Annotated in this window: 21 protein-coding genes and 1 pseudogene; 7 read left to right on the forward strand and 15 right to left on the reverse strand. The window is 70.5% G+C overall.

Annotation, left to right across the window (positions count from 1 at the left end; translation table 11 throughout):
• Positions 1-553: 553 nt before the first annotated feature.
• Positions 554-2,656, reverse strand: coding sequence for a DUF7507 domain-containing protein (locus AB1460_RS15145; protein WP_420497274.1), 2,103 nt, complete (start codon positions 2,654-2,656; stop codon positions 554-556).
• A gap of 199 nt (positions 2,657-2,855) precedes the next feature.
• Between AB1460_RS15145 and AB1460_RS15150 the strand changes: the two are divergent.
• Positions 2,856-3,113: pseudogene (locus AB1460_RS15150) on the forward strand (helix-turn-helix domain-containing protein); the annotation flags it as partial.
• Positions 3,114-3,131: 18 nt separating this feature from the next.
• Here the strand turns inward: AB1460_RS15150 and AB1460_RS15155 are convergent.
• Entirely contained in the window at positions 3,132-4,346 is a 1,215-nt protein-coding gene (locus AB1460_RS15155) for an FAS1-like dehydratase domain-containing protein (protein ID WP_368961919.1), read from the reverse strand.
• Between the two features lie 355 nt (positions 4,347-4,701).
• On the opposite strand from AB1460_RS15155, the gene AB1460_RS15160 reads away from it, so the two are divergent.
• Positions 4,702-6,528: a flavin-containing monooxygenase gene (locus AB1460_RS15160; RefSeq protein WP_368961920.1), complete on the forward strand. Its 1,827-nt coding sequence runs from the start codon at positions 4,702-4,704 to the stop codon at positions 6,526-6,528.
• 156 nt (positions 6,529-6,684) lie between these two features.
• Here AB1460_RS15160 and AB1460_RS38355 read toward each other — a convergent pair whose 3' ends face one another.
• Together AB1460_RS38355 and AB1460_RS15165 are read right to left on the reverse strand one after the other, a co-directional pair.
• Positions 6,685-6,924, reverse strand: coding sequence for a DUF7507 domain-containing protein (locus AB1460_RS38355; protein ID WP_420497275.1), 240 nt, complete (start codon positions 6,922-6,924; stop codon positions 6,685-6,687).
• Positions 6,925-7,006: 82 nt separating this feature from the next.
• Entirely contained in the window at positions 7,007-7,492 is a 486-nt protein-coding gene (locus tag AB1460_RS15165) for a hypothetical protein (RefSeq protein ID WP_368961981.1), read from the reverse strand.
• A 442-nt stretch (positions 7,493-7,934) separates the two neighbouring features.
• On the opposite strand from AB1460_RS15165, the gene AB1460_RS15170 reads away from it, so the two are divergent.
• Positions 7,935-8,321, forward strand: coding sequence for a hypothetical protein (locus AB1460_RS15170; protein WP_368961921.1), 387 nt, complete (start codon positions 7,935-7,937; stop codon positions 8,319-8,321).
• Here the strand turns inward: AB1460_RS15170 and AB1460_RS15175 are convergent, their stop codons facing one another.
• The 7 genes from AB1460_RS15175 to AB1460_RS15205 are packed head-to-tail and all read right to left on the reverse strand — an operon-like array spanning position 8,322 to position 15,101.
• Positions 8,322-8,480, reverse strand: a complete 159-nt coding sequence (locus AB1460_RS15175; protein ID WP_368961923.1) for a hypothetical protein — start codon at positions 8,478-8,480, stop codon at positions 8,322-8,324. It abuts the gene before it with no gap.
• A gap of 44 nt (positions 8,481-8,524) precedes the next feature.
• Positions 8,525-9,940: an MFS transporter gene (locus tag AB1460_RS15180; RefSeq protein WP_368961924.1), complete on the reverse strand. Its 1,416-nt coding sequence runs from the start codon at positions 9,938-9,940 to the stop codon at positions 8,525-8,527.
• Positions 9,941-9,957: 17 nt separating this feature from the next.
• Positions 9,958-10,911 carry an STM4011 family radical SAM protein gene (locus AB1460_RS15185; RefSeq protein WP_420497276.1) on the reverse strand — a complete coding sequence of 318 codons (954 nt, stop codon included), beginning with the start codon at positions 10,909-10,911 and terminating at the stop codon, positions 9,958-9,960.
• Entirely contained in the window at positions 10,911-12,221 is a 1,311-nt protein-coding gene (locus tag AB1460_RS15190) for an STM4012 family radical SAM protein (protein ID WP_368961926.1), read from the reverse strand. Before AB1460_RS15190 ends, AB1460_RS15185 begins: the two co-directional genes overlap by 1 nt.
• Positions 12,218-13,009, reverse strand: coding sequence for an STM4013/SEN3800 family hydrolase (locus AB1460_RS15195; RefSeq protein ID WP_368961983.1), 792 nt, complete (start codon positions 13,007-13,009; stop codon positions 12,218-12,220). Before AB1460_RS15195 ends, AB1460_RS15190 begins: the two co-directional genes overlap by 4 nt.
• Positions 13,006-14,139 (reverse strand): STM4014 family protein, encoded by a 1,134-nt coding sequence (locus AB1460_RS15200; protein ID WP_368961927.1) that lies wholly within the window; start codon positions 14,137-14,139, stop codon positions 13,006-13,008. Before AB1460_RS15200 ends, AB1460_RS15195 begins: the two co-directional genes overlap by 4 nt.
• On the reverse strand, positions 14,136-15,101 hold the full coding sequence (locus AB1460_RS15205; protein WP_368961929.1) for an STM4015 family protein: 966 nt from the start codon (positions 15,099-15,101) through the stop codon (positions 14,136-14,138). Before AB1460_RS15205 ends, AB1460_RS15200 begins: the two co-directional genes overlap by 4 nt.
• A gap of 208 nt (positions 15,102-15,309) precedes the next feature.
• On the opposite strand from AB1460_RS15205, the gene AB1460_RS15210 reads away from it, so the two are divergent.
• Both AB1460_RS15210 and AB1460_RS15215 read left to right on the forward strand, forming a co-directional pair.
• Positions 15,310-15,714: an SRPBCC family protein gene (locus AB1460_RS15210; protein ID WP_368961931.1), complete on the forward strand. Its 405-nt coding sequence runs from the start codon at positions 15,310-15,312 to the stop codon at positions 15,712-15,714.
• Positions 15,715-15,866: 152 nt separating this feature from the next.
• Complete coding sequence (locus AB1460_RS15215; protein WP_368961932.1) at positions 15,867-16,037, forward strand: hypothetical protein; 171 nt, start codon at positions 15,867-15,869, stop codon at positions 16,035-16,037.
• 170 nt (positions 16,038-16,207) lie between these two features.
• On the opposite strand, the gene AB1460_RS15220 is transcribed toward AB1460_RS15215, so the two are convergent.
• Together AB1460_RS15220 and sigJ are read right to left on the reverse strand one after the other, a co-directional pair.
• Positions 16,208-16,903: an NAD(P)-dependent oxidoreductase gene (locus AB1460_RS15220; protein WP_368961934.1), complete on the reverse strand. Its 696-nt coding sequence runs from the start codon at positions 16,901-16,903 to the stop codon at positions 16,208-16,210.
• Positions 16,900-17,850: an RNA polymerase sigma factor SigJ gene (gene sigJ, locus AB1460_RS15225; protein WP_368961936.1), complete on the reverse strand. Its 951-nt coding sequence runs from the start codon at positions 17,848-17,850 to the stop codon at positions 16,900-16,902. The genes AB1460_RS15220 and sigJ overlap by 4 nt, the downstream gene beginning before the upstream one ends.
• A gap of 245 nt (positions 17,851-18,095) precedes the next feature.
• On the opposite strand from sigJ, the gene AB1460_RS15230 reads away from it, so the two are divergent.
• Complete coding sequence (locus tag AB1460_RS15230) at positions 18,096-18,776, forward strand: class I SAM-dependent methyltransferase (protein WP_368961938.1); 681 nt, start codon at positions 18,096-18,098, stop codon at positions 18,774-18,776.
• Between the two features lie 104 nt (positions 18,777-18,880).
• On the opposite strand, the gene AB1460_RS15235 is transcribed toward AB1460_RS15230, so the two are convergent.
• Together AB1460_RS15235 and AB1460_RS15240 are read right to left on the reverse strand one after the other, a co-directional pair.
• A complete protein-coding gene (locus AB1460_RS15235) occupies positions 18,881-20,086 on the reverse strand; it encodes a glycoside hydrolase family 64 protein (protein ID WP_368961940.1) in 1,206 nt (401 codons plus the stop codon).
• 20 nt (positions 20,087-20,106) lie between these two features.
• Positions 20,107-21,735, reverse strand: a complete 1,629-nt coding sequence (locus AB1460_RS15240) for a cellulose binding domain-containing protein (RefSeq protein WP_368961941.1) — start codon at positions 21,733-21,735, stop codon at positions 20,107-20,109.
• A gap of 192 nt (positions 21,736-21,927) precedes the next feature.
• Between AB1460_RS15240 and AB1460_RS15245 the strand changes: the two genes are divergently transcribed.
• Positions 21,928-22,110 carry a hypothetical protein gene (locus AB1460_RS15245; protein ID WP_368961943.1) on the forward strand — a complete coding sequence of 61 codons (183 nt, stop codon included), beginning with the start codon at positions 21,928-21,930 and terminating at the stop codon, positions 22,108-22,110.
• Positions 22,111-22,151 lie beyond the last annotated feature (41 nt).

The following is a 22,151-nucleotide window of genomic DNA, read 5'->3' on the forward strand; positions in this document are numbered from 1 at the left end:
CGACGAACTGCGCGACAGCGTCAAGAAGGCGTTCGCTCGCCTCTTGGCCACACCGGAGATTATCCGAGGCTTCTTCCGATCTCCAGACCTGTCCTACATCAATATTCCACTAACTTAGTTTTCTCTTGGTAGTTGGACGGACGATGACACCGTGGATTCCGGCACCCCCAATGATGATCACCAAACAGGCGAGCTTTCCCCGCTGCGTCCTGCCGTTCTGGCAACGGCCTCCGCGGGCTGGTTGATCTGGACGTCGACAGAATTCCCAGCGGTCCTCGAACCGCACGCACTTACTGGCGATCGGCTGGACGATCGCATTTCGGACACCGATGGGCATGGGGCGGCACTGAAACCCGGTCGTGCCGACTTGGTAGACATCGGTGGAGCCCTGCTCGTCCCGGTGTGCTGCCCGCGGACGATGGTCGCGGGCAGCACACCGGCGGTGCCCTGCGGCAGGCAGCGCGTGCCGGGGATCGCCGAGGTCTCGGGTTCCTCTGTCATGCGACTGGCGGCGCGGGCCGATGGCCGGTACCGGGAGGGCGATGGTCCGGGATCAGAGGAGGGACGCGGGCCTGAAGATCACGTAGGCTTTGGCGGCCGAGGCCACGGGTGCTCCGACGGCCGGGACCGCGGTGACAGCCGCGGTGTTCCAGACGCTGCCGATCAGGACGTCGGCCGCGGTGGTCGTGTACTGGGCTGGGCAGGCCATGGTCGCGCCGGGTGCCAGGGTGGTAGACGGGCAGGTGATGGCGCCAAGCCGATCGTCAACGAGCCGAATGCCTGACAGGGCGAGGCGGGACGGGTTCGTGACCCGGTAGACATAGGTGATTGTCTGGCCTGGGGCCGCGAAGGTGGCGGGGGTCGCGGCCTTCACCAGGCTGATCGCGCCAGCGATGTCCTCGAATGACACCCGCGCCTGGGACAGCGACCTCACGGTTACTCCGGTGGGCGGAGTCGCGGTGGCTGCCGCGGTGTTCACGATGCTGCCGGCTGCGACATCCGCCGCGGTGGTCGTGTACTGGGCCGTGCACACCATGGTCGCGCCGGGTACCAGGGTGGTGAACGGGCAGGTGATGGCGCCGAGCCGATCGTCGACCAGCGAGACTCCCGAAAGTAGGACCTGGGAAGGGTTTCGCACCCGGTAGACATAGGTGATTGTCTCGCCGGCGGCGGTGAAGGTTTCCGAGAGCCCGACCTTCTCCAGTGCTATTGCACCGGCCGCGGGCATGGCGACGACCTCTGTACCGGCGGTCGCGGTCACGGGTGGCCCGGCGGGCGGGTTCGCGGTGACGGTCGCGGTGTTCTGGATGCTGCCGGCAGTGATGTCGCCCTCGGTGGCTGTGTACTGCGCCAGGCAGTCCATCGTCCCGCCGGGCGGCAGGCTCGTGGCTGGACAGGCCACAGCTCCGAGACGGTCGTCGACCAGTGACACCCCGGACACCTCGACTGCGCCGTTGGTGATTCTGTAGCCATAGGTGATCACCTGTCCGGGGCTGGTGAACGTCGTGGGGCTCGGAATCTTGGAGAGGCGGAGCGCCGGTGCTGATCCGGTGTACGGGACGGCCGCCGTGGTCCGCCTTGTAATAATTGCCCCTTCGGCCCGCTCGCCCATGGCGAACACGGTGTTCGCAACGCCTCCGGCGACCACATCGGCCTGGGTCGTCGTGTACTGCGCGGTACAGACGAGAGGCTGCAGGCGCGGCATCTCGGTGGACGGGCACGGAACCGGACCGATCTTGCTGTCGACCAGCGACACGTTCGTCAGGCCTGTGACGGCGCTGATCAGCCGGTAGGTATAGGTGAGCACCTCACCTGGACCGGAGAACTGGCTCGGGGTCGCCTGCTTGGTGAGCGAGAGCCAGTTGTTGTTGCCGAAGGGCACACTTGCGCTGGCTCGTTGGGAGACGGGCTGACCCGTGGTGCTGGTCCCGGTCACGGTCGCCGTGTTCACGATGACGCCCGCGAGCACGTCGGCCTCGGTGACCGTGTACTGGGCCGTGCAGGTCATTCTGCCGCCGGGAGTCAGAATGCTGGACGGGCAGGAAACCGCACCGATCTGGTCGTCGACCACGGTTATGCCCACCACCCCCAGCGGACCGTTGACCACCTGGTAGGTGTAGGGCAGAACCTCCCCGGGCCGGGTGAAGAAGCTGGCGCCTGTCTTGCCGACGATGAGCGAGGGGACAAGGCCGCTGTAGGGGATGGTCACCGATTCCTGCCTGACGATGCGCGTACCGGTGACCTCGGTCAGGGTCAGCGTGGCGCTGTTCGAGGCAGCTCCGGCCGTCACGTCCGCGCTGGTCGTCGTGTACTGGGCCACGCATTCCATCGAAGCGTTCGGCGCCAGGCTGGTGGCGGGGCATGAGATCGGTCCGATATCGGAGTCGGTCACCGAGATCTGGGTTGCGGTAACAGGGCCGTTAACCACGAGGAAGGTGTAGGTGATGACCTGCCCGGCGCCATCGAAATGGAACACGCCGGAAGTCTTTCTGAAGACGACCTGATCCGTCTGCGCGGATGCGGCCGTGGCGACCGAGAAAATCGCTCCAAAGGCCAGTATGACCGCGAGGGCTCGCGCTGTGGTGCGGGTTGCGGCTCTTGTTCTCCTCCCTGATCGGGCTCGTGGCGCGCCGTGTTGCCTTCTTATGTGAAACATGAGTCTTGCTCCGTACTCGCAGGAGCGGTCGCCGGTATGGCTGACCGAACGGCGAGATTAACGGTCTGATGGCACAGCGTCACGCACGTCGTTGTGGTCGTTTCCGTGCCGGCCGGAATGTCATGAAAGACATTATTGTGCTCGGGCGTCCCGCGCCGAACGGCCGAAGGAATCCGTCGCATCCACCGATCCGCAGGAGATGCGGGGTGATGCGGTCATCAGCCCCTCCGTCACCCGCGGCTCATCGTCGGGTCCGCGAGTCGCCAGGAACGCTCGTCGAGAGCCTGCCGCCCGGTTCCGTGCCCTCACCGGCAGTGAACGTGAGGCCCTGCGGCTGGTCGACGCAGGATGCACCGACCACGAGATCGCCGCTCGGCTGGTGGTCTCCCCCTCACAGCGAAGACCCCACGTCGGCCGCATCATGGCGAAACCGGGCGCGCGGGACAGGTGCCAGGTCGTGGTCAGGGCGTATGAGTCATCGGACTGGCAGCTCGATCTCGGCGGTGCAGTCGACCAGCACGCCGCCGTCCTGGTTGGTGAGCTTCAGCTTCACCTGGACCAGCGGCACACCCCACGCCGAGTCCGCCTGCCTGTCGACGATCTCGGCGTCGAAGTAGGTGACGTCGCCCTCGAAGGCGGGGCCGCGGAAGTTGGCCTTGGTATGGCGGACCATGCCGTCGTGGCCGGCCCAGTAGGCGAGGTAGTCGGTGCACCAGGCGCCCATCGTGGCGCCGTAGCCGTAGGCGCGGGCCATGCCGACCTCGCTGGCCTTGTCGGCGTCGATGTGGCCGCGCGACGGTCCGACGTAGAGGCCGTCGCGCAGCCTCGGATCGATTCTGGCGCCTTCCTCGTCGAAGCCGAAGCCGTCGACCCAGCCCGGGTCCTGGTTGATCCAGGGGTCCTCGACGCCGGGCGGTGCGGTCCAGTGGGACGTGCCCCAGATGTTGAACAGGAAGGCGCGGTACTCGGTGGTGAAGCTGGCGATGCTGTGCGGGCCGATCACCCGGCGCGGCAACGTGTCTCCGACCCTGACGTCCGCGAAGTGCGGCGAGACGCCCTCGCGGTTGCTGAGGAGCCAGGCGTGGCGGACCTTCTCGACTGCGAGCAGCTCCGGGTTCGTCCAGTGCTTCACGGCGCCGAGCTGGTTCTCGTACATGCCACGTTTCTCGGCCTCCGAGGCGAGGTACCGGATCGCGGTCGAGCGCTCGCGGGCCACCAGAGCGCCGCGCTGGTTGGTGTGGACGGTGTCGCCGCGTGAGAACATCGTCGGGCCGGCGAACTTCGTCTCCACGACCTTGTAGTCGTGGAAACGCCGCTCCTGGAACAGCTTGTCGCCCACCCGGACCGGCACGCCGTAGAACCACCACTCCTCGCCACCGAAGATCAGGTGGCTGCCGGGGATGTAGCCCACGCACGCCTGCTGGGCGCCGTGGCCGAAGTCCAACGCGACCGCGATGGACTGCGGGGCGGTAATCTCGCCGAACCGCGACGCGCGGGCGAACTGCTCGTCCCAGTGCAACGGGTTGGGGTAGTCCATCGCCATCACCCAGCGACGGACGTCGGAGGAACTGCACGGGTCGTACAGCTGCCCGCCGCCGACCAACTGACCTACCCGGTGGTCGACGTCCGACAGGTCGAGTTCGAGCTTCTCCGGCGCCGCTTTCTCTGGTGCTGCGGACTTTCCACTCATCAGGCGCTCCCGACTGTCGGTTGACGGCTACGACGATGCGCGGGGTCGGGCGCCGAGGGCCCGGGACGGCCCCCGGGGCACCTCGGACCCGGGAGGCTGTCCCGTCGGTGGGACTCCTCACCGCCAATGGCTAGAACCGTATGGTGGATATTGACACCGCAATACGGTCGCGTCCAGAGTGAGCGCGGCGGACGTCGGCCGGCCGCCTCACCGCTGCCGCGGCCGGGCAGCAGCGGTCTCTGGCACTCGCTTCACGAGCGGAGACGCGCTGTCATGGCACCTGACTTCATCGACCTGACCGGACGTGTCGTCGTCCGCGGCGCGGGCGGCACCGGCCCCGAAGCGAGGAACCTGAATGCAGAACTGTGCTCCTACCGACACGCCTGAGGTCGACCATGATGCCCTCCGGACCAAGTACCTGTTAGAACGCGACAAGCGGCTGCGTCCGGAGGGGCAGCAGCAGTACCTGGTCACCGAGGGGGACTTCGAGGAGTTCTACGAGGCCGACCCGTACACGCCGGTCGTGCCCCGGACGCCGATCGTCGAAGACGTCGACGTGGCGATTCTCGGCGGCGGCTGGGCCGGCCTGGTGGCCGCGGTCCGGCTCGCTGAAGCGGGTGTCACGAACTTCCGGATCATCGAGCTGGCCGGCGACTTCGGCGGCGTGTGGTACTGGAACCGCTACCCCGGCATCCAGTGCGACACGGACAGCTACTGCTACCTGCCGCTGCTCGAAGAGACCGACTACGTCCCCAGGGAGAAGTACGCCCGCGGGGACGAGTGCCTCGAGCACGCGCAGCGCATCGGCAAGCACTACGGGCTCTATGAGCACGCGATCTTCAGCACATTGGTGCGGTCGCAGGAGTGGGACGAGGAAGCCAGGCGCTGGAAGCTCGACACGAACCGGGGCGACGAGATCCGGGCCCGGTTCGTGGTCATGTGCCAGGGGCCCTTCAACAAGCCGAAGCTCCCCGGTATCCCCGGTATCAAGGAGTTCGCCGGCCACACGATCCACACCGCCCGGTGGGACTACGAGTACTCCGGTGGCGACCTGCACGGCGGGCTGGACAAGCTGGCCGGCAAGAAGGTCGCGGTGATCGGCACCGGTGCCAGCGGCGTGCAGGTCATCCCGCACATCGCGCAGACCGCCGAGCACCTGTACGTCTTCCAGCGCACCGCGTCATCGATCGACGAGCGCGGCGACATCCCGACCGACCCGGAATGGGCCGCCTCGCTGCAGCCGGGCTGGCAGAAGGAACGCCGTCGCAACTTCCACACCGCGGCGTACGAGGCGTTCGCGCCGGGCCAGCCGGACCTGATCTGCGACGGCTGGACCGAGATCAGCCGCAACCTGCAGGCGCACCTGGACGCCACCGACGGCTGGGCCGCCATGGCGGACCCGGCGACGTTCATGGAGCTGCGTGAACTCGTCGACTACCAGGTGATGGAGCGGCTGCGCGGCCGGATCGACGCGATCGTCAAGGACGCGGACATCGCGGAGATCCTCAAGCCGTACTACCGGTTCCTGTGTAAGCGGCCGTGCTTCAACGACCAGTACCTGCCGACGTTCAACCGCCCGAATGTCACCCTGATCGACGTGTCGGCGACCAGGGGCGTCGAGCGGATCACCGAGAAGGGCATCGTCGCCGACGGCGTCGAGCACGAGGTCGACTGCATCGTGTTCGCCAGCGGTTTCGAGATCACCACCGACCTCGACCGGCGGCTCGCGATCCACCCGTTCGTCGGCCGCGAAGGCCGGTCGCTCTACGACCACTGGCGCGAGGGCTACCGCACGCTGCACGGGATCATGACCCACGGCTTCCCGAACCAGTTCTTCACCGGCTATATCCAGGGCGGCATCACGGCGGCGGTGCCGGCGATGTTCGAGCAGCAGGCCGTCCACATCGCCCACGTCATCAGTGAGACCCTCGCCCGTGGCGCGGCGACCGTGGAACCCACGTTCGAGGCACAGGAGGAGTGGGTCGCCACGATCCGCGCGAACGAGATCGACAACACCAACTTCGCCCGCGAGTGCACGCCCGGCTACTACAACAACGAGGGCGAGCAGCGGATCCGCTCCGTTCTCGGCGACCCCTACTGGCCCGGTTTCTACGCCATGGAGGACCTGCTGCAGGCCTGGCGTGACGCTGGCGACCTGGCAGGACTCACTCTCGACGGGTGACCGTCAGGCGGGTCCTTCCGGCTCTGGTCTGGGCTGGTCCGGCGGGCGTGGCTCCCCGCCGCTCGCCGTTCGACCATACGGAATCACCAACCCATTACTCGTGAAGATTTTCGCCGCCGCCACCTCCGACGCGCCGGAGGTGGCGGCGGCTGGCTGTTACGAGCGGCTTTCGCCGAGTCGGGCGAAACCAGGTCCGCTGAATCCGTCGGTCGCCCGGGCCGTGACGAACACGCTGTTCGTCACGCTTTCGTTGAGCACATCGTCCTGCGTCGTAGTGCACCGCGACGTACATTCGAGAACCCGTCCGGGTGCTATCACGGTGGACGGGTGGGAAACCGGCCCGAGTGTGCTGTCGACCAGCGACACATCCGTCAGACTTACGTAAGGGCCGGGCAACGTGTAGCGATAGGTCAGTACCTAACCCGGGAACCAGTGGGTCGGCCACAGGGAGATCTTCGTCGGCCTCCCCCTGACCCGATCACATGGAACCGCCGTGATCAGAGCCGAGATCTCTGGTACTGAGCCATCGGGTCGCCGTGTCGGTGAGGACCACCTCGTACGGAAGACCTCGCAGCTCGTCCGCGGTCACCTGCAGGCCGCGCGCCCGCCCCAGGTCGGCCAGCCACGACCAGGGATGGTCACTGGGCTGGTCGCCGTCCGGGAGCACGACGTTCAACACGTTCTGGATGATGCTCTCGCGGGTCTCGCCGAACTGGCCAGCTCCGGAACCTGGGCCACCGAGTACCCGGCTGACGGTGAAGCCCCGGTCCTCGTGCAGGATCACCCGCCGGCCGTCGTCCAGCGTGACGAACTCGCTGACCGAGAAACTCTGGGAACTCCCGTCGTCGGTGCGCGGCGGCCACAGGTCACACAGGGCGCCCAGACCCACGATGCGACCGGGCTTGACAGGGCGAAGATCCCTGTGGTTGACCGCATCCGGGTACAGCTGCCAATTCCATTCCATACCGCTCACGTCCCCCACCTCGGAGTCCCGGGTGGACTGTCCGCAGTGTTCCTCGGGCTCCACCATAACCGCCGGTCACGGCGTGGCCGACGCCGTGACCGGCCACACGGGTGAGGCGCGTTCTACCGCGGCGAACTCCGCTGCGCGAGATCCTTTGTGCGCAGTGCGGGGAAGATAATCCGGTTCACTGGTTTCGTGGGAGCAAGGAGCGGTGTTCGTCGAGAACTTTCCCGGTATTTTCGCGTCGTTTGTCTGGTGAACGAGTGGCGAATCATCATGGAAGTGCGGGAGGAACCTGTGTTCTCGCTGTCACTGTGGTGAACCGGAAGTGGATCCCTGTCGAGACCCGTGAAAAACGCGCGCGAACAACGCACGGGGAGAGCGTGCGGGAAGAACGGGCGTCGGATCCGCGGTTTCTACCCGCCACCGAACTGGAGAGAACATGCGGAAGAAGTCCCTCAAGGCCGCGCTGGTCGCCACGGCGGCCGCGGCGGCGAGCCTGGTCCTCGCGCTGCCGGCGTCGGCGGCGTCCTTCAGCCTCAACGTCGGCGACGGTACCGTCACCTACTCCGACGGCGTCAACCAGTTCTGCCTGACCGCCTACAACTCGGAGGGCGCACGCTGGGTCCAGGCCGTCGTGACGCCCGTCAGCAGCAGCTCCGCGCCCAGCTACACCCGCCGGGACAACAACAACTACTACGGGCACTCGGGTTCCACGTGCTGGACCATCAACGCCCCGGAGGACACCCGCTACCGCGCTGTCATCACGAGCTACTGGGGCGAGCGGGGCACCACGGTGAGCCGCGGCACCCAGACGTTCTACAGCTGATCAGGAAGAGGATGCGGCGCTGATCACGGCCGCGAGCTCCTCGACGTGGTGGGTCGGCCCGGCGATCACGATCGGATCGCCGGGCGCGAGGAGGGGGCCGGCGGTCCGATCGTGGCGGACGGCACGGTCTGCCACAAGGCGCGCCGTGCTGCAGATCACCAGAACCTCAGGCCCTTTGTGATCTGCGGCTGGCGAGCCGGTGTTCATCGGCGGAGGCGGCCGCGGTCAGGCAGGTCGTCCTGGTCGGATCGGTACTGACGCGGTGGGTGCGTCGCGCCGCCGGCCTGCCCGTCCATCTCCCGTCCTGGTCCCTGCCGCCGGGGCCGCCGCCCGGGCCGTTGCCGCAACGCTGCGCCCAGCGGCGGGGAGTCGAGCGCGGCGTCCGGGCCGTTCTGCCAGGCGACGATGCGCGGTGCCTGCAGCCGCAGCCCGCCGCTCACGGCGATCGCGGCCACGAGCAGGACGCCGACCACCACCAGCACGAAGCAGGCCAGGGCGGCGTTCCTGATCCCGGCGGTGAGGTCGTCACCGGTGGTCCGGGCCAGGTGCACGATGAGGGGTGCGGTCAGGAAGGCCGCGACGCCGCGGAGAAGCTCGACCAGCGCGAAGATCCGTGGAAGCTGCAGCGAGGGCAGGGCGAAGCCTGCCACGAACAGTCCTGGGGCGACGGACGCGCCGACGCCCAGGCCGATGCCCGCGGTGCAGACGGCGACGATCGCGGCGCTGCTGCCTGCCGTGGCCACGACCAGTGCCGTCGCCGTCAGGCACAGCATCCCGGCGAACGCGAGCACCGGGACGTAGGCGGTGAAGAACAGGCGGCCGAACAGGAACGCCGTGACGACGGCGCCGATGAACTCGGGCCAGAACAGGGCGGGGGACAGGCCGCCCGCCTCGCTGCTCAGCTGCAGCAGCCCGACAAGCGAGACCGACACACCGCCGCCGAAGAGCGCGAGCACGATGGCCGCCAGCGGAATGGTGCTCGCGAGCTGGCGGATCGGCATCAGCGGATCACGGACGAAGGTCTGGTGCACGATCAGCCCCAGCAGGCAGAGCACGCCGAGGAGCATCGGAACGAGCACGGTCGGTGCGGTGACCGAGTGGTCGACCAGGCGGGAGGCACCGAAGAAGGCGGCCACGCACCCGACGGAGGCCAGCGCGAGCGATGCGGCGTCGAACTTCAGTGCGCGGTCCTGCGGCGGGAGGTCGGTGAACGTCAGGACGGCGAGCAGGAGCGCGACAGCGCCGACCACCGCGGACAACCAGAACAGCAGCCGCCAGTCGCCGAGGCCGTCGAACGCACCGCCGATCACCGGCCCGATGGCGACCGCCCCGAAGATCCCCATGTTCATCACCATCGCGGTCACCCGCATACGGGCCACCGGCCAGCCGAGCACGAGGGCGGGGGCTGCGGTGAGCAGCATGAGGCTGGTCGTCAGCCCCTGCAGGATACGGCCGGTGAAGTACACGGCCGGCGCCGTCGCGGCCGCCGTGAGCACGGAGGCGATCACGAAGACCGCGGTGTGGAGCACCAGCAGCCGGCGTCCGGGCAGCCTCGCGTTCAGCTGCACTGCGAGGACGGTGCCGAAACAGTAGGCGGCGTCGGCCATGCCGGCGCTCATCTCCAGCCCGGCGCCGTTCAGGCCGACATCCGGCTCGGCCAGGCGGCGGGGATGCGTTCCAGGATGCCGCCGGCGAAGGTGCGGGACAGGCCGAGCGGTTCCAGGTGGACGTAGCCGATGTGGCAGTCGCACCGGGGGAGGGGGCACGGCCGGGGGCGCAGCGCTGCGCGGAACGAACCGTCGTACAGGTTGCCCAGCACGGCCGGGACGAAGTGGCAGCGCCGCACTGTTCCCTCACCGTCCACGGACACGACGGTCTCGCCGGTTCGGCAGGGCAGGCCGCGGCTGGGGTGCGGGTGGCGGCTGTGGGCGAACAGCGGATCGATCTCCGCCCAGCCGGCGGCCTCGGCGTCGGTGTAGGAGCGGCCCTCGGCCGCGTTCACCCACAGGTAGACCTCGCGGGGGAGATCCCCGCGCAGGCGGCGTGCCGCGTCCAGATGCTCGGGCTGCCCCACGACGCCGGCGCTGAAGCGGACTCCCCGTGCGGCCAGGTCCCGGCACCGGCCAAGGAAACGCTCGTACCGCACCTGGCCCGGGTGGTAGGTGCACCACAGCGCAAGCCGGGACGGATCAGCCTGGGCCGTCCAGTCGACGCGGTGGCTGAGATTGGTCTGGATCGCGACCCGTTCCACCTGCGGGCAGTGGCTGAGCTCGACCAGCGCCCGCCGGTACCAGGAACGGGCGAGGCCCTCACCCCACGGCGTGAACAGCACCGAGACACCATGGCCCTGCTCCCGGACCCAGCCGACGAAACGCTCGAGCGCCGCCCGGTCCGCCCGCAGCTGCGCGGGCGTGTCCCGCCGTTTCGCGAACGGGCAGTAGGAGCAGTCGTAGTCACAGCTGGCCAGCGGGCCGCGATAGAGGATCGTCAGCTGCCGCGGAGCGACAGGGCCGTGGCGCTCGGGCACGGGTCCGGGTGCACGTCCGGGTGCGGGTCCAGGCCGGCGTGGGGGTGGGGGTGGGAGCGCCATCAGTGCAGGGTGTAGCCGGTCATCAGGGTGCGGACCCGCGGTGAGAAGAGAGCCGGGCCCAGGGCGTCGGAACGGGCCAGACCGTCGGGGGTCAGCCGCAGGATGGTCGGGGTCTGCTCCAGCCAGCCGCGGTCGGCGAAGGCGGTGAGATCGAAGTCGGCGGCGGCGTCGGTGCCGAAACGTTCCCGGTAGGCGGCCCGGTCCAGGCCGTCGGCCTGCAGCAGCGACTGGATCAGGTGGCGGCGCCGGCGCTCCTCGCCGGTGAGGGCGAAACCGACCCGGGCACTCGCGAACTCGGTCTCCCGGACGTAGTCGTCGATGATCGCGCGTACGTGCCGGGCACCCACCGCGTACTCGAACGAGTAGTGCAGGGCCGAGGTGTAGGAACGGGCGCCGCACCCCAGGCCGACCATCCCGTCGGTCTGGCAGCAGTACTCCGTCCCGGTGGGGCGTCCCCTGAGAACGCGGTTCGCGGCACCAGCGGTGCTGGGGGGCAGGCGGAACATACGCATGGAGACCTGCTCGTACCCGTTCGCCAGGAGGTGGTCGCGGCCGAGGCGGTACAGCCGCAGGCGCTGGTCGTCCCAGTCGAGCTCGCGCCGGCCCAGGCCGGTCAGGGGGCGGACGTACAGCGGGTACAGGTACAGCTCCTCCGGGCGCCAGGCCAGGGCGGCGTTCAGGGAGTGCAGCCAGGTGGCCGACGTCTGGCCGCCGATGCCGTAGATCAGGTCGATGTTGAGCGTCGGGAAGCCTGCGGCGCGGATGCGTTCCAGCGCGGACTCGACCTCGGCCCGCCGCTGGGGGCGGCCGGCCGCGCGGGCCTCGACATCCAGGAAGCTCTGCACGCCGATCGAGACGCGGGTGGTGCCGCGTTCGCGCAGGACGGCGAGGCGGTCGGCCGTCGCGGTGGCCGGGGAGGTCTCCACCCCGAGCGGGATGGCGCCCAGCGGGGCGAGGCGGGCGGCGATGTCGCAGAGGCGCCCCAGCTCGGGGGCGGTCAGGTAGGTGGGGGTGCCCCCGCCGAAGGCCGCCGTGGCGAACGCGGCGTCGCCGAGGGCGTCCGCGACACCGGCGGCCTGGCGCTCGAGTGCGTCCAGGTAGGCGCCGGTGAGCTCCTCGGGCGCGCCCGTGCGGGTGAACAGGTTGCAGAAACCGCACCGCATCTCGCAGAACGGGACGTGCAGGTAGAGGAACAGCGCGGAGCGGTCCTGGGCGGCCCACACGTCCCGCAGCGCAGGTCTGGGTGACAGCGGGCGGTAGGCGGTCTTGTGCGGGTACGCGTACACGTACTGCTCGTAGGGCCCGCTCACGCGAGCACGAACTCTCCGTAGGGGACGGTCCAGACGACCTCGTGGCCGAGGCGGTGGCCGGTGTGGCCGTCCTCGCCGTAGGCCGTTCCGTGGTCCGAGCAGACGATCACGAGGCAGGGGCGGCGCATCAGGGCGAACAGGCGCCCGAGCTGCCGGTCGACGTGACGCAGCGCCGCGGCGTGGGAGTCGCGCGAGTCACCGTGGTCGCGGGTGGCACCGGCCAGGTAGAACCAGTTCGGCTGGTGCAGGGCGGCCACGTTGAGCAGCAGGAACAGCCGCCGGTCGGGTGGAAGGCGCCTGATCACCTCGCCGACCCGGTCAATCTGGTGGCTGAGGGAGTCGGGATCGGTGACGCCGAAGCCGGGCTCCCAGTGGCTCTCGACGAACAGGGACGGCAGCGCTGACCCGAGCGGGCTGAGCTTGTTGAAGAAGCCGACCCCGCCCACGCAGACCGTGTGGTAGCCGATCTCGGCCAGGCCGGTGGGGAGGTCCGCCGCGTCGAACGTCCAGGTGCCGGGAGCGGTGGTCTCGCTGCCGGGGAACCGTGCGGCGAACAGCCGTGGGTGCGGGCCGGGACGGGTCGGCGTCGGCAGGAATCCCGCGAGCATGGCGGTGTGCGCCGCGTAGGTGAAGCTGCCCGGGGTGTGGCGCCGTTCCCAGTGCCCACCGGGCAGCAGGCCGCGCAGGGTCGGGGTCTGCCCGGCGGCGGCGAGTTCGGCCGCGACGTCGTAGCGCAGGGTATCGAGGGTCACCAGCAGCAGGTCGTGGCTGCCGATGACCTCGTTCATGTCGCGCACGCCGCCAGCACCGCGTCGATCTGGGCGGCGTAGGTGTCCAGGCCTTCCGCCCGGGTGCCGGGCAGGCCGGTGATCCCGGGCAGCAGATCGCCGAAGGCGTTGACCTCGCCGACGGCCACCCGCCGCCAGCCGATCCCGACGAGGAGGTCGACCCCGACCATGAGACTGCCGGGGAAGCACGCGGCGGCCTGGGCACACACGCCCAGGGCCCGTTCCCAGCCGGCGGTGCCGAGCGCGTCACGCACCGCCGCGACCGAACCCCGCAGGCCGCCGAGGTGCAGGTTGGTCATCGGGGTGTGGCTCGTGCGGACGACCACATGAGTCGGCTCCCCGGCGATCACCACCACCCGCAGATCGAGGACACGGCCACCCAGCGCGGCCTTGGGCAGCCACCGCTCCACGTGCAGCCCGTCCGGTGCCAGCAGGTCGATCAGCCTGGCCACCTCGCTCTCGCTCTCGTGGACACGGACCCGCAGCGAGTTCACGAGACCAGGGCCGCTCCCGTCGCGGGTGCCGCCGCCGCTCCCGCTGCCGGCGCCGCTGCCGGTGCCGCTCCGGGTGAGCGCGGCGGAGGTGACGGCCCTGACCCGCCCGGCGGGCGTGGCCCGCAACGCCACGACACCGGATGCGGACGAGCCGTGTGCCGGTTTCACGAACACCTGGTGCAGACCGGCCTGCACCATCCGGGCACGCAGCTCGGCGTAGCCGTGCACGGGCGGCAGCGCCTCCGGGACGGGGACACCGGCCGCGGCCAGCAGGGCGTGGCAGCGCCTCTTGTCGCACATCACGGCGATGTCGTCGACGTCGCCCAGCGGGCGGGCACCGGCCCGCTCGGCCGCGGCGGCGACACGCCCCAGCGCCGCGGTGAAGGCCGCGTACCACCGTGCACCGCCGCCGACCCGGGCCGGATCACCGGGCCCGCGCAGCAGGGCGTCCACCTCGGGATCGTCGCCGGGCGAGTCGATCCGCAGTGGCGCGCCGGGCACGACCGGCAGCTCGCCGCCGCGCAGCACCTGAGCCCACGGGACGACACGGGGCGCGGCCAGGCCTGCGGCGCGGCACGCGGCGGCGAACAACCCGGTGCGCCGGTCGCCCGGCGCACCGACCACGGTGAACATCATTCGGAGACCGCGACGTAGAACCAGTCGTCCTCCGGCTTCTCCTGCTGCTCGAGGTCGACCTCGACGCCGGGCAGCGCGGCGCGCACGCGCTCGACCATGGCGTCGCCCAGGAAGTGGTGGTGCAGGTCGAGCCGGTCCAGATGGGTGAGCGACTGCCCGGACAGCAGCGACTCGGCGCCCCGGTCGGTGAGCGCCCCCATGGCGAGGCTGAGCGACGTCAGCCGCGCGACGACCGGCGCGCTCGCGACCGCCGCGGCCACCTCGTCCGCGATCCGGGCGTCCTCCAGCCCCAGGTGCGCCAGCGCGGGCAGCCGTTCGCCGCCCAGGATCCCGGCCAGGTCGGCCGCGGTCGCGTCGCCGCCGTAGTCGTCGGTGCCCAGCCACAGGTCGAGGTGTTCCAGGGCGGGCAGGTCGCACTCGCCCACGGCCCGTACCACCGCGGCGGGCAGCCCGCCCGACTCGAACCGCAGCGTTCTCAGCGCACGGCTGTGGACGGGACGCAGCCCCAGCCCCTCACTCCCGCGGACCTCCAGCTGCTCCAGCCCGGGGAAGGCTTCGAACAGCGGCGTGACGTCGGACTGCTCGATCCAGGAGATCTCCGACTCCTCCAGCACGATGTCGCCCAGGAACAGCGCACGGAGCGCGGGCAGCTGCCCGGCGGCCTGCACCAGCCGGCCTACCGGGCCGACGGCGTCCGTGGCGTCATAGGAGGCGCCCCAGTAGCCGATGACCAGATGGGTCACCGCGGCGGTGTCGACCTCGTCGAGGAACGCCTGGAAGACGTCGCCGAAGCTGGGACCGTCGAACCAGGTGCCGACCCGCCAGGCGACGTCGCCGGGGGAGGCCGGGGTGCCGCCCGCGGCGGGCCTGTGGTGATCGTCTGACGACTCACCGTCCCGCTCGTACCGGAAGCCTCGCACCGGCTTCCCGGCGAACTCGGCGAGATGTTCGTTGATGGTCATCTGGTTCCCTTCGGGACGCCCTACGGGAACCGTCCTATCAGTCGCCACCGACACGACCGGGCGACGGAAGGCTGTCACCGGGCGTGACAGTGGGCGATCCCGTCCCGTGGGCCGCCGTGACCTGCGAGTCCGCCGGCGCGGTCGGTGAGCTGCTGACGGGCGGATCCACGGGGGACCGGACCGCCGTGGCTTCTCGTAGCCTGTTCGGATGACCTGGCGAGCGCTGCACCTCTCCCAGCCCATCGAGCGCGCCCCCGAGGCGGTCGCCGCCTTCGCGGGGAACCCGGAGAACCTGCCACTGTGGGCCGCGGGACTCAGCAGTGGCATCCGGTGCGAGGAGGGGCGCTGGGTGACGGACTCGCCGATGGGAAAGGTCGAGGTGTCCTTCTCGGGTCCGGTGGAGCACGGTGTGCTCGATCACGACGTGACCCTCCCGGACGGCACGGTGACGCACAACCCGCTCCGCGTGCTTCGCAACGGTGAGGGGAGCGAGGTCGTCTTCACGCTCTTCCAGCCTCCCGGCGTGGCGGATGATGCCTTCGACCGGGACGCGGCGCACGTGCGCGCGGATCTCGCCCGGCTGCGGAACCTCCTGGAGTCCCAGGGGCGGTAGGTGCCTCCGGCCGGGCCGGGTGCGCAGAGGGCGGTGCGCAGGCGTCCCGTCGTCCTTGGGCCGGCCGCCAGGTCGATGGCGGCCGCGATCCGCAACGTCCCGAAGGGACGCTTGCCCTGCCCACACCGTGCCCGGACTATCGGCTCGGGGCGTTGGTCGGTCATGTCGCCGGCCTGGCGGTGGCGTTCAGCGGCGCCGCGGCGAAGGATCTCGACGCAGGGTCGCAGGCGCTGCCGGCGGGTGGCGCCGACTCCCACCGATACCCGGGCTGTTCGGCAGAGTCGTGGACGTCCCGCCCGACGCTCCGCTGCTCGACCGGGTGATCGGCCTCAGCGGCAGAGACCCGCGCTGGACCAGCGCCGCCACCGCCACCGCGGGCAGTACTGCGAGCAGTACTGCCCGCTGACCGCACCGCGGCCCACGGATCAGCGGCGGGTGTGTCACCGGCTCAGCTGCACTCCTCGGGCTGGACATCGAGATTTCTGGTGTTTTATCAGTCTCGTTTGAATGCCTCCCGTCGCAGCATCTGGAACAGGGTCGGGGCGCCTTCGGAGGTGGTCACGGCGACGAACTTCCGTAGGAACCGGATATCGGTGGCCTGCCCGAGCATGCTGGCGGCGAGGTCCGCGCGGCTGGTGAAGATGCCGGGCGCCTGGTTCTCGTGAAGGTCGTAGCCGGTCACATCGGGCGCGTCGAACAGACCTGACGGCCGCATGATCGTCCAGTCGAGATCGCTGGTACGTGCGAACTCCTCCATGCGGCGCATGTCGGCGTAGGTGGTCCTGCCGATGGTGGCGGTGAGTACTGGTTGGAGAATCCGGTTCAGCAGAAAGCCGCCGTCGGCGTGATGGTGCGGTTCGGTGGCGCTGGAACTCACGGCGACCAGGCGCCTGACCCCGTGCCGGCGCATCGCGGCGTCGATGGTGTGCATTCCGGCGCTGTAGACGTGGACAGGCCGGCGGGTGAACGGCACGCCGAGCGTGGACAGCACCGCGTCGGCTCCCCTGACGGCTCGGTCGACGGCTGGCGGATCGTGAACGTCGGTCTCCACGACGTCCAGGCGAAGGTGCGTGATCGGGAACCCCGCCGGTCGCCGGGTCACCGCGGCGACGTCGTGGCCGGCGGCGAGCGCCTGCTCGGTCAGCAGCCGACCGGTGGGCCCGTTGGCTCCGAAGACGGCGATTCTCACTGTGTCGCTCCTCCTCGTTCAGATGCGCCTGCAGGCACGTGTGGGTCCCGTTGTTCCGGTTGTTCGCGGTGCTCGACGGCATCGAGTTTCACCGGATCGAGGATCAGGTTGATCTCGACGACAGTGGCGCCGACGACGGTCATTCCGGCGACCGCGATGACGCCGTCCGGCCCTCGAGCGATGATTCCGGCGGCTCCGTTGACCAGCGTCGGGTGACACAGCTGGGCGAAACGCGGTCCCACTGTGGCGGTATGCCTGGCAACGGCTTCGCGACCGCTGATCAGGCCGGGCAGCGGTATCGGCATGGGGCGGGAGCCGATATCGATGCGGAAGACCACGTCGGGGTGAAGGATGTCGAGCAGCGCGTCGAAGTCGCCGCTGCGGGCGGCGGCCAGGAATGCCGTCACGACCTCGCGTTGCCGGGCGGGATCGGTCTGCGTCGCGGTCGGGGCCCCGCGGACCCGGCGGCGCGCCCGGCTGGCAAGCTGGCGGGCGGTCGCGGGTGTCCGGTCAAGGATCGCCCCGATCTCCTCGAAGGGGACTGCGAAGATGTCGTGCAGGACGAACGCAAGCCGTTCGGCGGGTGTCAGAGTCTCCAGCACGACGAGCAGCGCCATCCCGACGGCGTCGCTGAGTTCGGCCTGCTGCTCGGGCCCGTCCTGGGCGTCGGTGACGACGAGCGGTTCGGGCAGCCAGGTGCCCTGATGGTTCTCCCGACGAACCCGGCGGGAGCGCAGCATGTCCAGGCAGATCCGGCCGACGACCGTCGTGAGCCAGCCCCGCAGGTCGGCGATCGTGTCCGGAGCGCCGCCGTTGAGCCGCAGCCACGCCTCCTGGACGGCGTCCTCGGCATCAGCGCGCGAACCCAACATCCGGTAGGCGACCGCGAACAGGTGCTGTCGCTGCGCCTCGAACTGCGCGGTCGTCCACGCCTGGTGCGTTGTCATCGCCGTGAGACCTCCGCCGCCGTTGTTCCTGCCCTGGTGGACGCGCAACGCCGAGCGAATGTGACATGACGTCCGCGGACAGACCGAGGACGACTTCTCGCGTCAGACCGACCCGACGCTCTCCGTCGACTGCCCGGGCAGCGTCGAGGCGAAGGTCGGCGCCAGCATCGTCTGAGGGCCGGGGGCGCTTGCCGAAACGGCAAAGAAGTTTGGGGGCGAGGGGCGTCATGGATGAGAGTGGCCAAATGATCGACAACGCTGCGGCCGGATCGCCCACCTCCCACGCCCCCTCGCCCACCGGCGCCTTCCTCGGCGACCCTGCGGTGCAGGAGCAGTGGGACAGGCGGTACGCCGAACGGGAACAGCTGTGGAGCGGCCAGCCCAACGGCGCACTCGTGGCCGAGGTCGCCGGCCTGACGCCCGGCCGGGTGCTGGACGTCGGCTGCGGCGAGGGCGCGGACGCCATCTGGCTTGCGAGCCACGGCTGGGACGTGACCGCGGTCGAGGTCTCGGCCGTGGCGCTGGAACGGGCGACCAGGCACGGGCGGGACGCCGGTGTCACGGTGCGGTGGGTGCATGCCGAACTCACGGAGGCGGCGTTCGCACCGGCGTCCTTCGACCTGGTCTCCGCCCAGTATCCGGCCCTGCTGCGGACGTCCGACGCCGCGGCCGAGCGGGCGCTGCTCGCGGCTGTCGCACCGGGCGGTGTGCTGCTGTTCGTGCACCACGCCGGTATGGACACCCATCCCCAGCACGACGGCGGCTTCGACCCGGCCGACTTCGTGTGGCCCGCGATGATGGCCGCGCTGTTCGACGACGACTGGGTGGTGGAGGTGGACGAGCAGCGGCCGCGCGTCGCGCCGGTGGGCGGAGCCGGCGCCCACCACGTCGACGACGTTGTCCTGCGCGCGCGCCGGCTCCGTTGAGGTTCGCCTGAGGCTCCGGGATCCGCCTGGGTCTCGGCTGGGATCCGCCTGAGGTTCGCCTGAGGTTCGCCGCCCCGGAAGGGGGGTCCCGGGACGGCGGATCTCTAGAAGGGGGTCAGCCAGAGAGTCGCCGACGTCGGCGCCGTGTCCTGGATGTAGGAGGCGAAGCCGGCGACGTCGTCGAAGGCGAAGCCGTAGGCGCGGCCGTCCTCGGTGTGCTCGTGCAGCGCCCGGGCGTAGTGGTTGGTGGTCGGGTCGCGGTAGAAGCCCGCCGGGTCCGCCGCCGGCTGGACGGCCTGGCTCAGCAGGGTCGAGCGGTTGAAGCCGGCGCCCAGCACGGCGGCCACCGGGCCGGTGACACCGTCGTTGGGCGCCGCGAGCGCGCCGTCGCAGAACAGGACGTCCCGCGTGCTCGGCCTCGCGAACGGCGCGACGCCGCCGCCGAAGCGCAGCAGGTCACCGTCCACCGTGCCGGTGTGGGTGCGCGTCCCGACGTCGACGGTGAGCGGACGGGTGGCGATCTGGCGCCACACCGCGTCGATGTAGCCGTCGTAGTAGGACGCGGGGAAGACGCCGGCTTCCAGACCGTGACCGGGCGCGATCACCCGGGTGTCGCCGACGACCAGGGGAGCGAACGTCGGATGGGCCCGTAGCGCGTCGAAGACCGCGGCCCGGCCGCCCGCGGCCAGCCGGCCGGTCGTCTGGTCGGCGGCGCCGCGCAGCCGCAGTGCCATCGGCACGCTGAACATGTCGACGGCCGTGGTGTTGCAGAACATGCCGGCCGCGTTGTGCGTGAACTCGACGAAGTCGTGCACCACGCCGAAGCTGGGATCACCGCGCACCCAGCCGGCCGGATGCTGCAGGGCCGGGGCGCCCGCACCGTCGGCGACCACCTTGAAGCGCAGTTTCGCCCCGGTGGACACGTAGATCCGCCCCGACATCGCGGGCGGGACGACGAACGGCGTGTCGCCGTCCGGCAGGAGGGGGACGGCGAGGTCCGCGAAGCCGTCCGGGCCGTTGTCGGCCGGCGAGACCTGGGCGAGACTCCCGTCGGGACGGGCGTACACCTGCCGACCGGTCGTCAGATCCGTGCCGACGACGTAGAGCCAGATCTGGTTGTTCGCATACCGGTAGGTGTGGTTCACCACGGTCAGTGGCAGGCCGGTGCCGCTGGACGCGGCGGTCAGCGCCGCGGCGAGCGGGCGCTCCCGGCCGTGGCTCCGGCCGCCGGTGACGGACCAGGCGGCGCCCCCGGCGGAGCCGGCGGCCACGGCGGACGCCGCCAGCAGAAAGGTGCGGCGGTTCGGCATGAGAGATGCCTTTCGTCGGCTCAGAAGGCGTTGAACACGCGGGTGAAGTCGAGCGGTGCCGTGGCGAGGCCGCCGCAGGTCGGCTGGGCGTGGGAGACCGGGCCACCCGGGCAGGGCTGGTCGCGGGTCAGTGACCACATCGACAGCCAGGCAAGGTCGACGCGGTGGGCGAAGTCGACCAGCTGCTGTGCGTCCGCCAGGGTGAACACCTCGCTGGCGACGTCGTTCACACCGATCATCGGGGTGACCGCCACCCGCGCCCACGCCTGCGTGTCCGACAGCTCGAGCACGCCCCTGACCTGGGCCTGCGTGGCGGTGGCGGCGTCGATCGCGTACTGGCCCATCCGGCCGGCGGGGTTCGGTGCCGCGCCGTCGCCGTAGTCCATCGCCATGACGTTGACGGCGTCCACTGTCACGCCGTTGTCCCGGGCGTTGGCCAGCAGGTCGACCCCGTCCTGGGTGAGACCGGACGGCAGCACCGGCAGCGTGAACGAGACCTCCAGGCGCCGGCCGGCGGCCGTGGCCTCCCGCTGGAGCTGGGCGATCGCCTGGGCCCGCCGGGTGTTTGCCGTGACGTCGGGCAGGGCGGCGCCCTCGACGTCGAAGTCCAGGCGGGTCACCCCGTAGACATCGACCACCTGGCGGTAGGCGGCGGCGAGCTCGTCGACGCTGGAGCAGGCGCGGGCCAGCTCGGTGCCGGCAACCCCACCGAACGACACCCGGACGTCCCCGCCCAGTTCCCGGAACCGGCCGATCTGGCCGGGCACCCCGTCCGCGGTGAGATCGGTGACGCCGCCCCACTTCGGCGCGCAGCCGCCGCCGCCCACGACGAAGGCCAGGGTGACGTCCCGAAGCCCGGTTGCCTGCGCCGTGGCGACAAGGTCGTACGGCGGATACAGCGAGGTGTCGACGTACGGCGCGAACCCGCCTGGGCCCGCTGAGCCGCCGGAACCACCGGACCCGCCGGAACCACCTGTGCCGCCGGAACCACCTGTGCCGCCGGACCCGCCTGTGCCGCCGGACCCGCCGGACCCGTTCGAGGGCGACGGGGCCGAGGCGGTCGGGGCCGCTGTCGGCCCGCCGGTCGTCGGTTGGTCGGTGGGCGGGGCGGGCGGAGAACTGGTGGACGGCGGCGCCGTCCCGGGTGCGGTGGCGGACGGCGTCACGGACGGCTCCACGCCGGGGCTGCCGGGGCTGCCGGGCGTGCCGGGCCCGGTGGTGCAGTCCGCGCCGTTGATCCGGCAGCTGGCGGGGTCGGTGACGCCGTCCGGTGCCGCGACGACGAAGCCGACGTCGAGTGACTCCCGGGAGGCGAGCGTGGGCTGCCAGGCTGGTGGGGTGACGGTGACGTGCCGTCCGTCCACCGTGTAGGCGGCGTTCCACAGCGAGGTGAGCCGCGCCCGCTCGGGCAGGTCGAACTCGAGAGTGAAGCCGTCCGGCACGTCCGCCGAGTTGGTCACCCGGTACTGGGCCGAGTAGCCGGTGCCCCAGTCGCCGGTGCGGCTGTAGGCCGCGCCGAGCCCGGCGGCGTCGGCCGTGCCGGGCATGACCGCGGCCAGGGCTATCCCGCCGCCGAGGGTGAGCGCGGCCGCGCCACCGGAGATGATCTGACGACGACGGCGACGGTGCCGGCCTCGCGAAGACGACATGTCGTACATACCTCCCGCACTGGGTGATCTGCGGGTGGACGCTAAGGGCGGGTACGACGTCCGCCGGCCGCGTTCAGGCAGCGCAGAAACGCACTTAAGGCCTGCTTAGGGTGTCGGCGCTTCGCTGGTCGGAGTCGGCTGGAACCGGGTCCGTCGGGAGGGCGTCCTGAGACCATCCGGTTGATCGTTCCCGTGCGGAAGAGGGCGGATCCCCTGGGTCGTCTCCGACCGCACCAGATCACTCCTCTGGGTGAACCGATCGTCCTGGGTGACCGCCCGAGCGTCTGGTGGATGGTGGATCTGGCCCACTCCCCGGACGGGCGCATCCTCGCCGTCGGCTCCGATGACCAGACGGTGCGGTTGTTGGCGCCGTGAGAAGACCCCTCGCCCCTGACCGACAGCGCTGAGGGAACGCG

Origin of the sequence: Parafrankia sp. FMc2, assembly GCF_041008525.1 — a bacterium.
In the GTDB taxonomy this organism is placed as follows: domain Bacteria; phylum Actinomycetota; class Actinomycetes; order Frankiales; family Frankiaceae; genus Parafrankia.

Bases quoted from the DNA above. Each gene is read 5' to 3' on its own strand.
- AB1460_RS15145 (WP_420497274.1), bottom strand. From the start codon at position 2,656: ATGTTTCACATAAGAAGGCAACACGGCGCGCCACGAGCCCGATCAGGG.
- AB1460_RS15155 (WP_368961919.1), bottom strand. From the start codon at position 4,346: ATGAGTGGAAAGTCCGCAGCACCAGAGAAAGCGGCGCCGGAGAAGCTC.
- AB1460_RS15160 (WP_368961920.1), top strand. From the start codon at position 4,702: ATGCAGAACTGTGCTCCTACCGACACGCCTGAGGTCGACCATGATGCC.
- AB1460_RS15165 (WP_368961981.1), bottom strand. From the start codon at position 7,492: ATGGAATGGAATTGGCAGCTGTACCCGGATGCGGTCAACCACAGGGAT.
- AB1460_RS15170 (WP_368961921.1), top strand. From the start codon at position 7,935: ATGCGGAAGAAGTCCCTCAAGGCCGCGCTGGTCGCCACGGCGGCCGCG.
- AB1460_RS15180 (WP_368961924.1), bottom strand. From the start codon at position 9,940: ATGAGCGCCGGCATGGCCGACGCCGCCTACTGTTTCGGCACCGTCCTC.
- AB1460_RS15185 (WP_420497276.1), bottom strand. From the start codon at position 10,911: ATGGCGCTCCCACCCCCACCCCCACGCCGGCCTGGACCCGCACCCGGA.
- AB1460_RS15195 (WP_368961983.1), bottom strand. From the start codon at position 13,009: ATGAACGAGGTCATCGGCAGCCACGACCTGCTGCTGGTGACCCTCGAT.
- AB1460_RS15200 (WP_368961927.1), bottom strand. From the start codon at position 14,139: ATGATGTTCACCGTGGTCGGTGCGCCGGGCGACCGGCGCACCGGGTTG.
- AB1460_RS15205 (WP_368961929.1), bottom strand. From the start codon at position 15,101: ATGACCATCAACGAACATCTCGCCGAGTTCGCCGGGAAGCCGGTGCGA.
- AB1460_RS15210 (WP_368961931.1), top strand. From the start codon at position 15,310: ATGACCTGGCGAGCGCTGCACCTCTCCCAGCCCATCGAGCGCGCCCCC.
- sigJ (WP_368961936.1), bottom strand. From the start codon at position 17,850: ATGACAACGCACCAGGCGTGGACGACCGCGCAGTTCGAGGCGCAGCGA.
- AB1460_RS15230 (WP_368961938.1), top strand. From the start codon at position 18,096: ATGATCGACAACGCTGCGGCCGGATCGCCCACCTCCCACGCCCCCTCG.
- AB1460_RS15235 (WP_368961940.1), bottom strand. From the start codon at position 20,086: ATGCCGAACCGCCGCACCTTTCTGCTGGCGGCGTCCGCCGTGGCCGCC.
- AB1460_RS15240 (WP_368961941.1), bottom strand. From the start codon at position 21,735: ATGTCGTCTTCGCGAGGCCGGCACCGTCGCCGTCGTCGTCAGATCATC.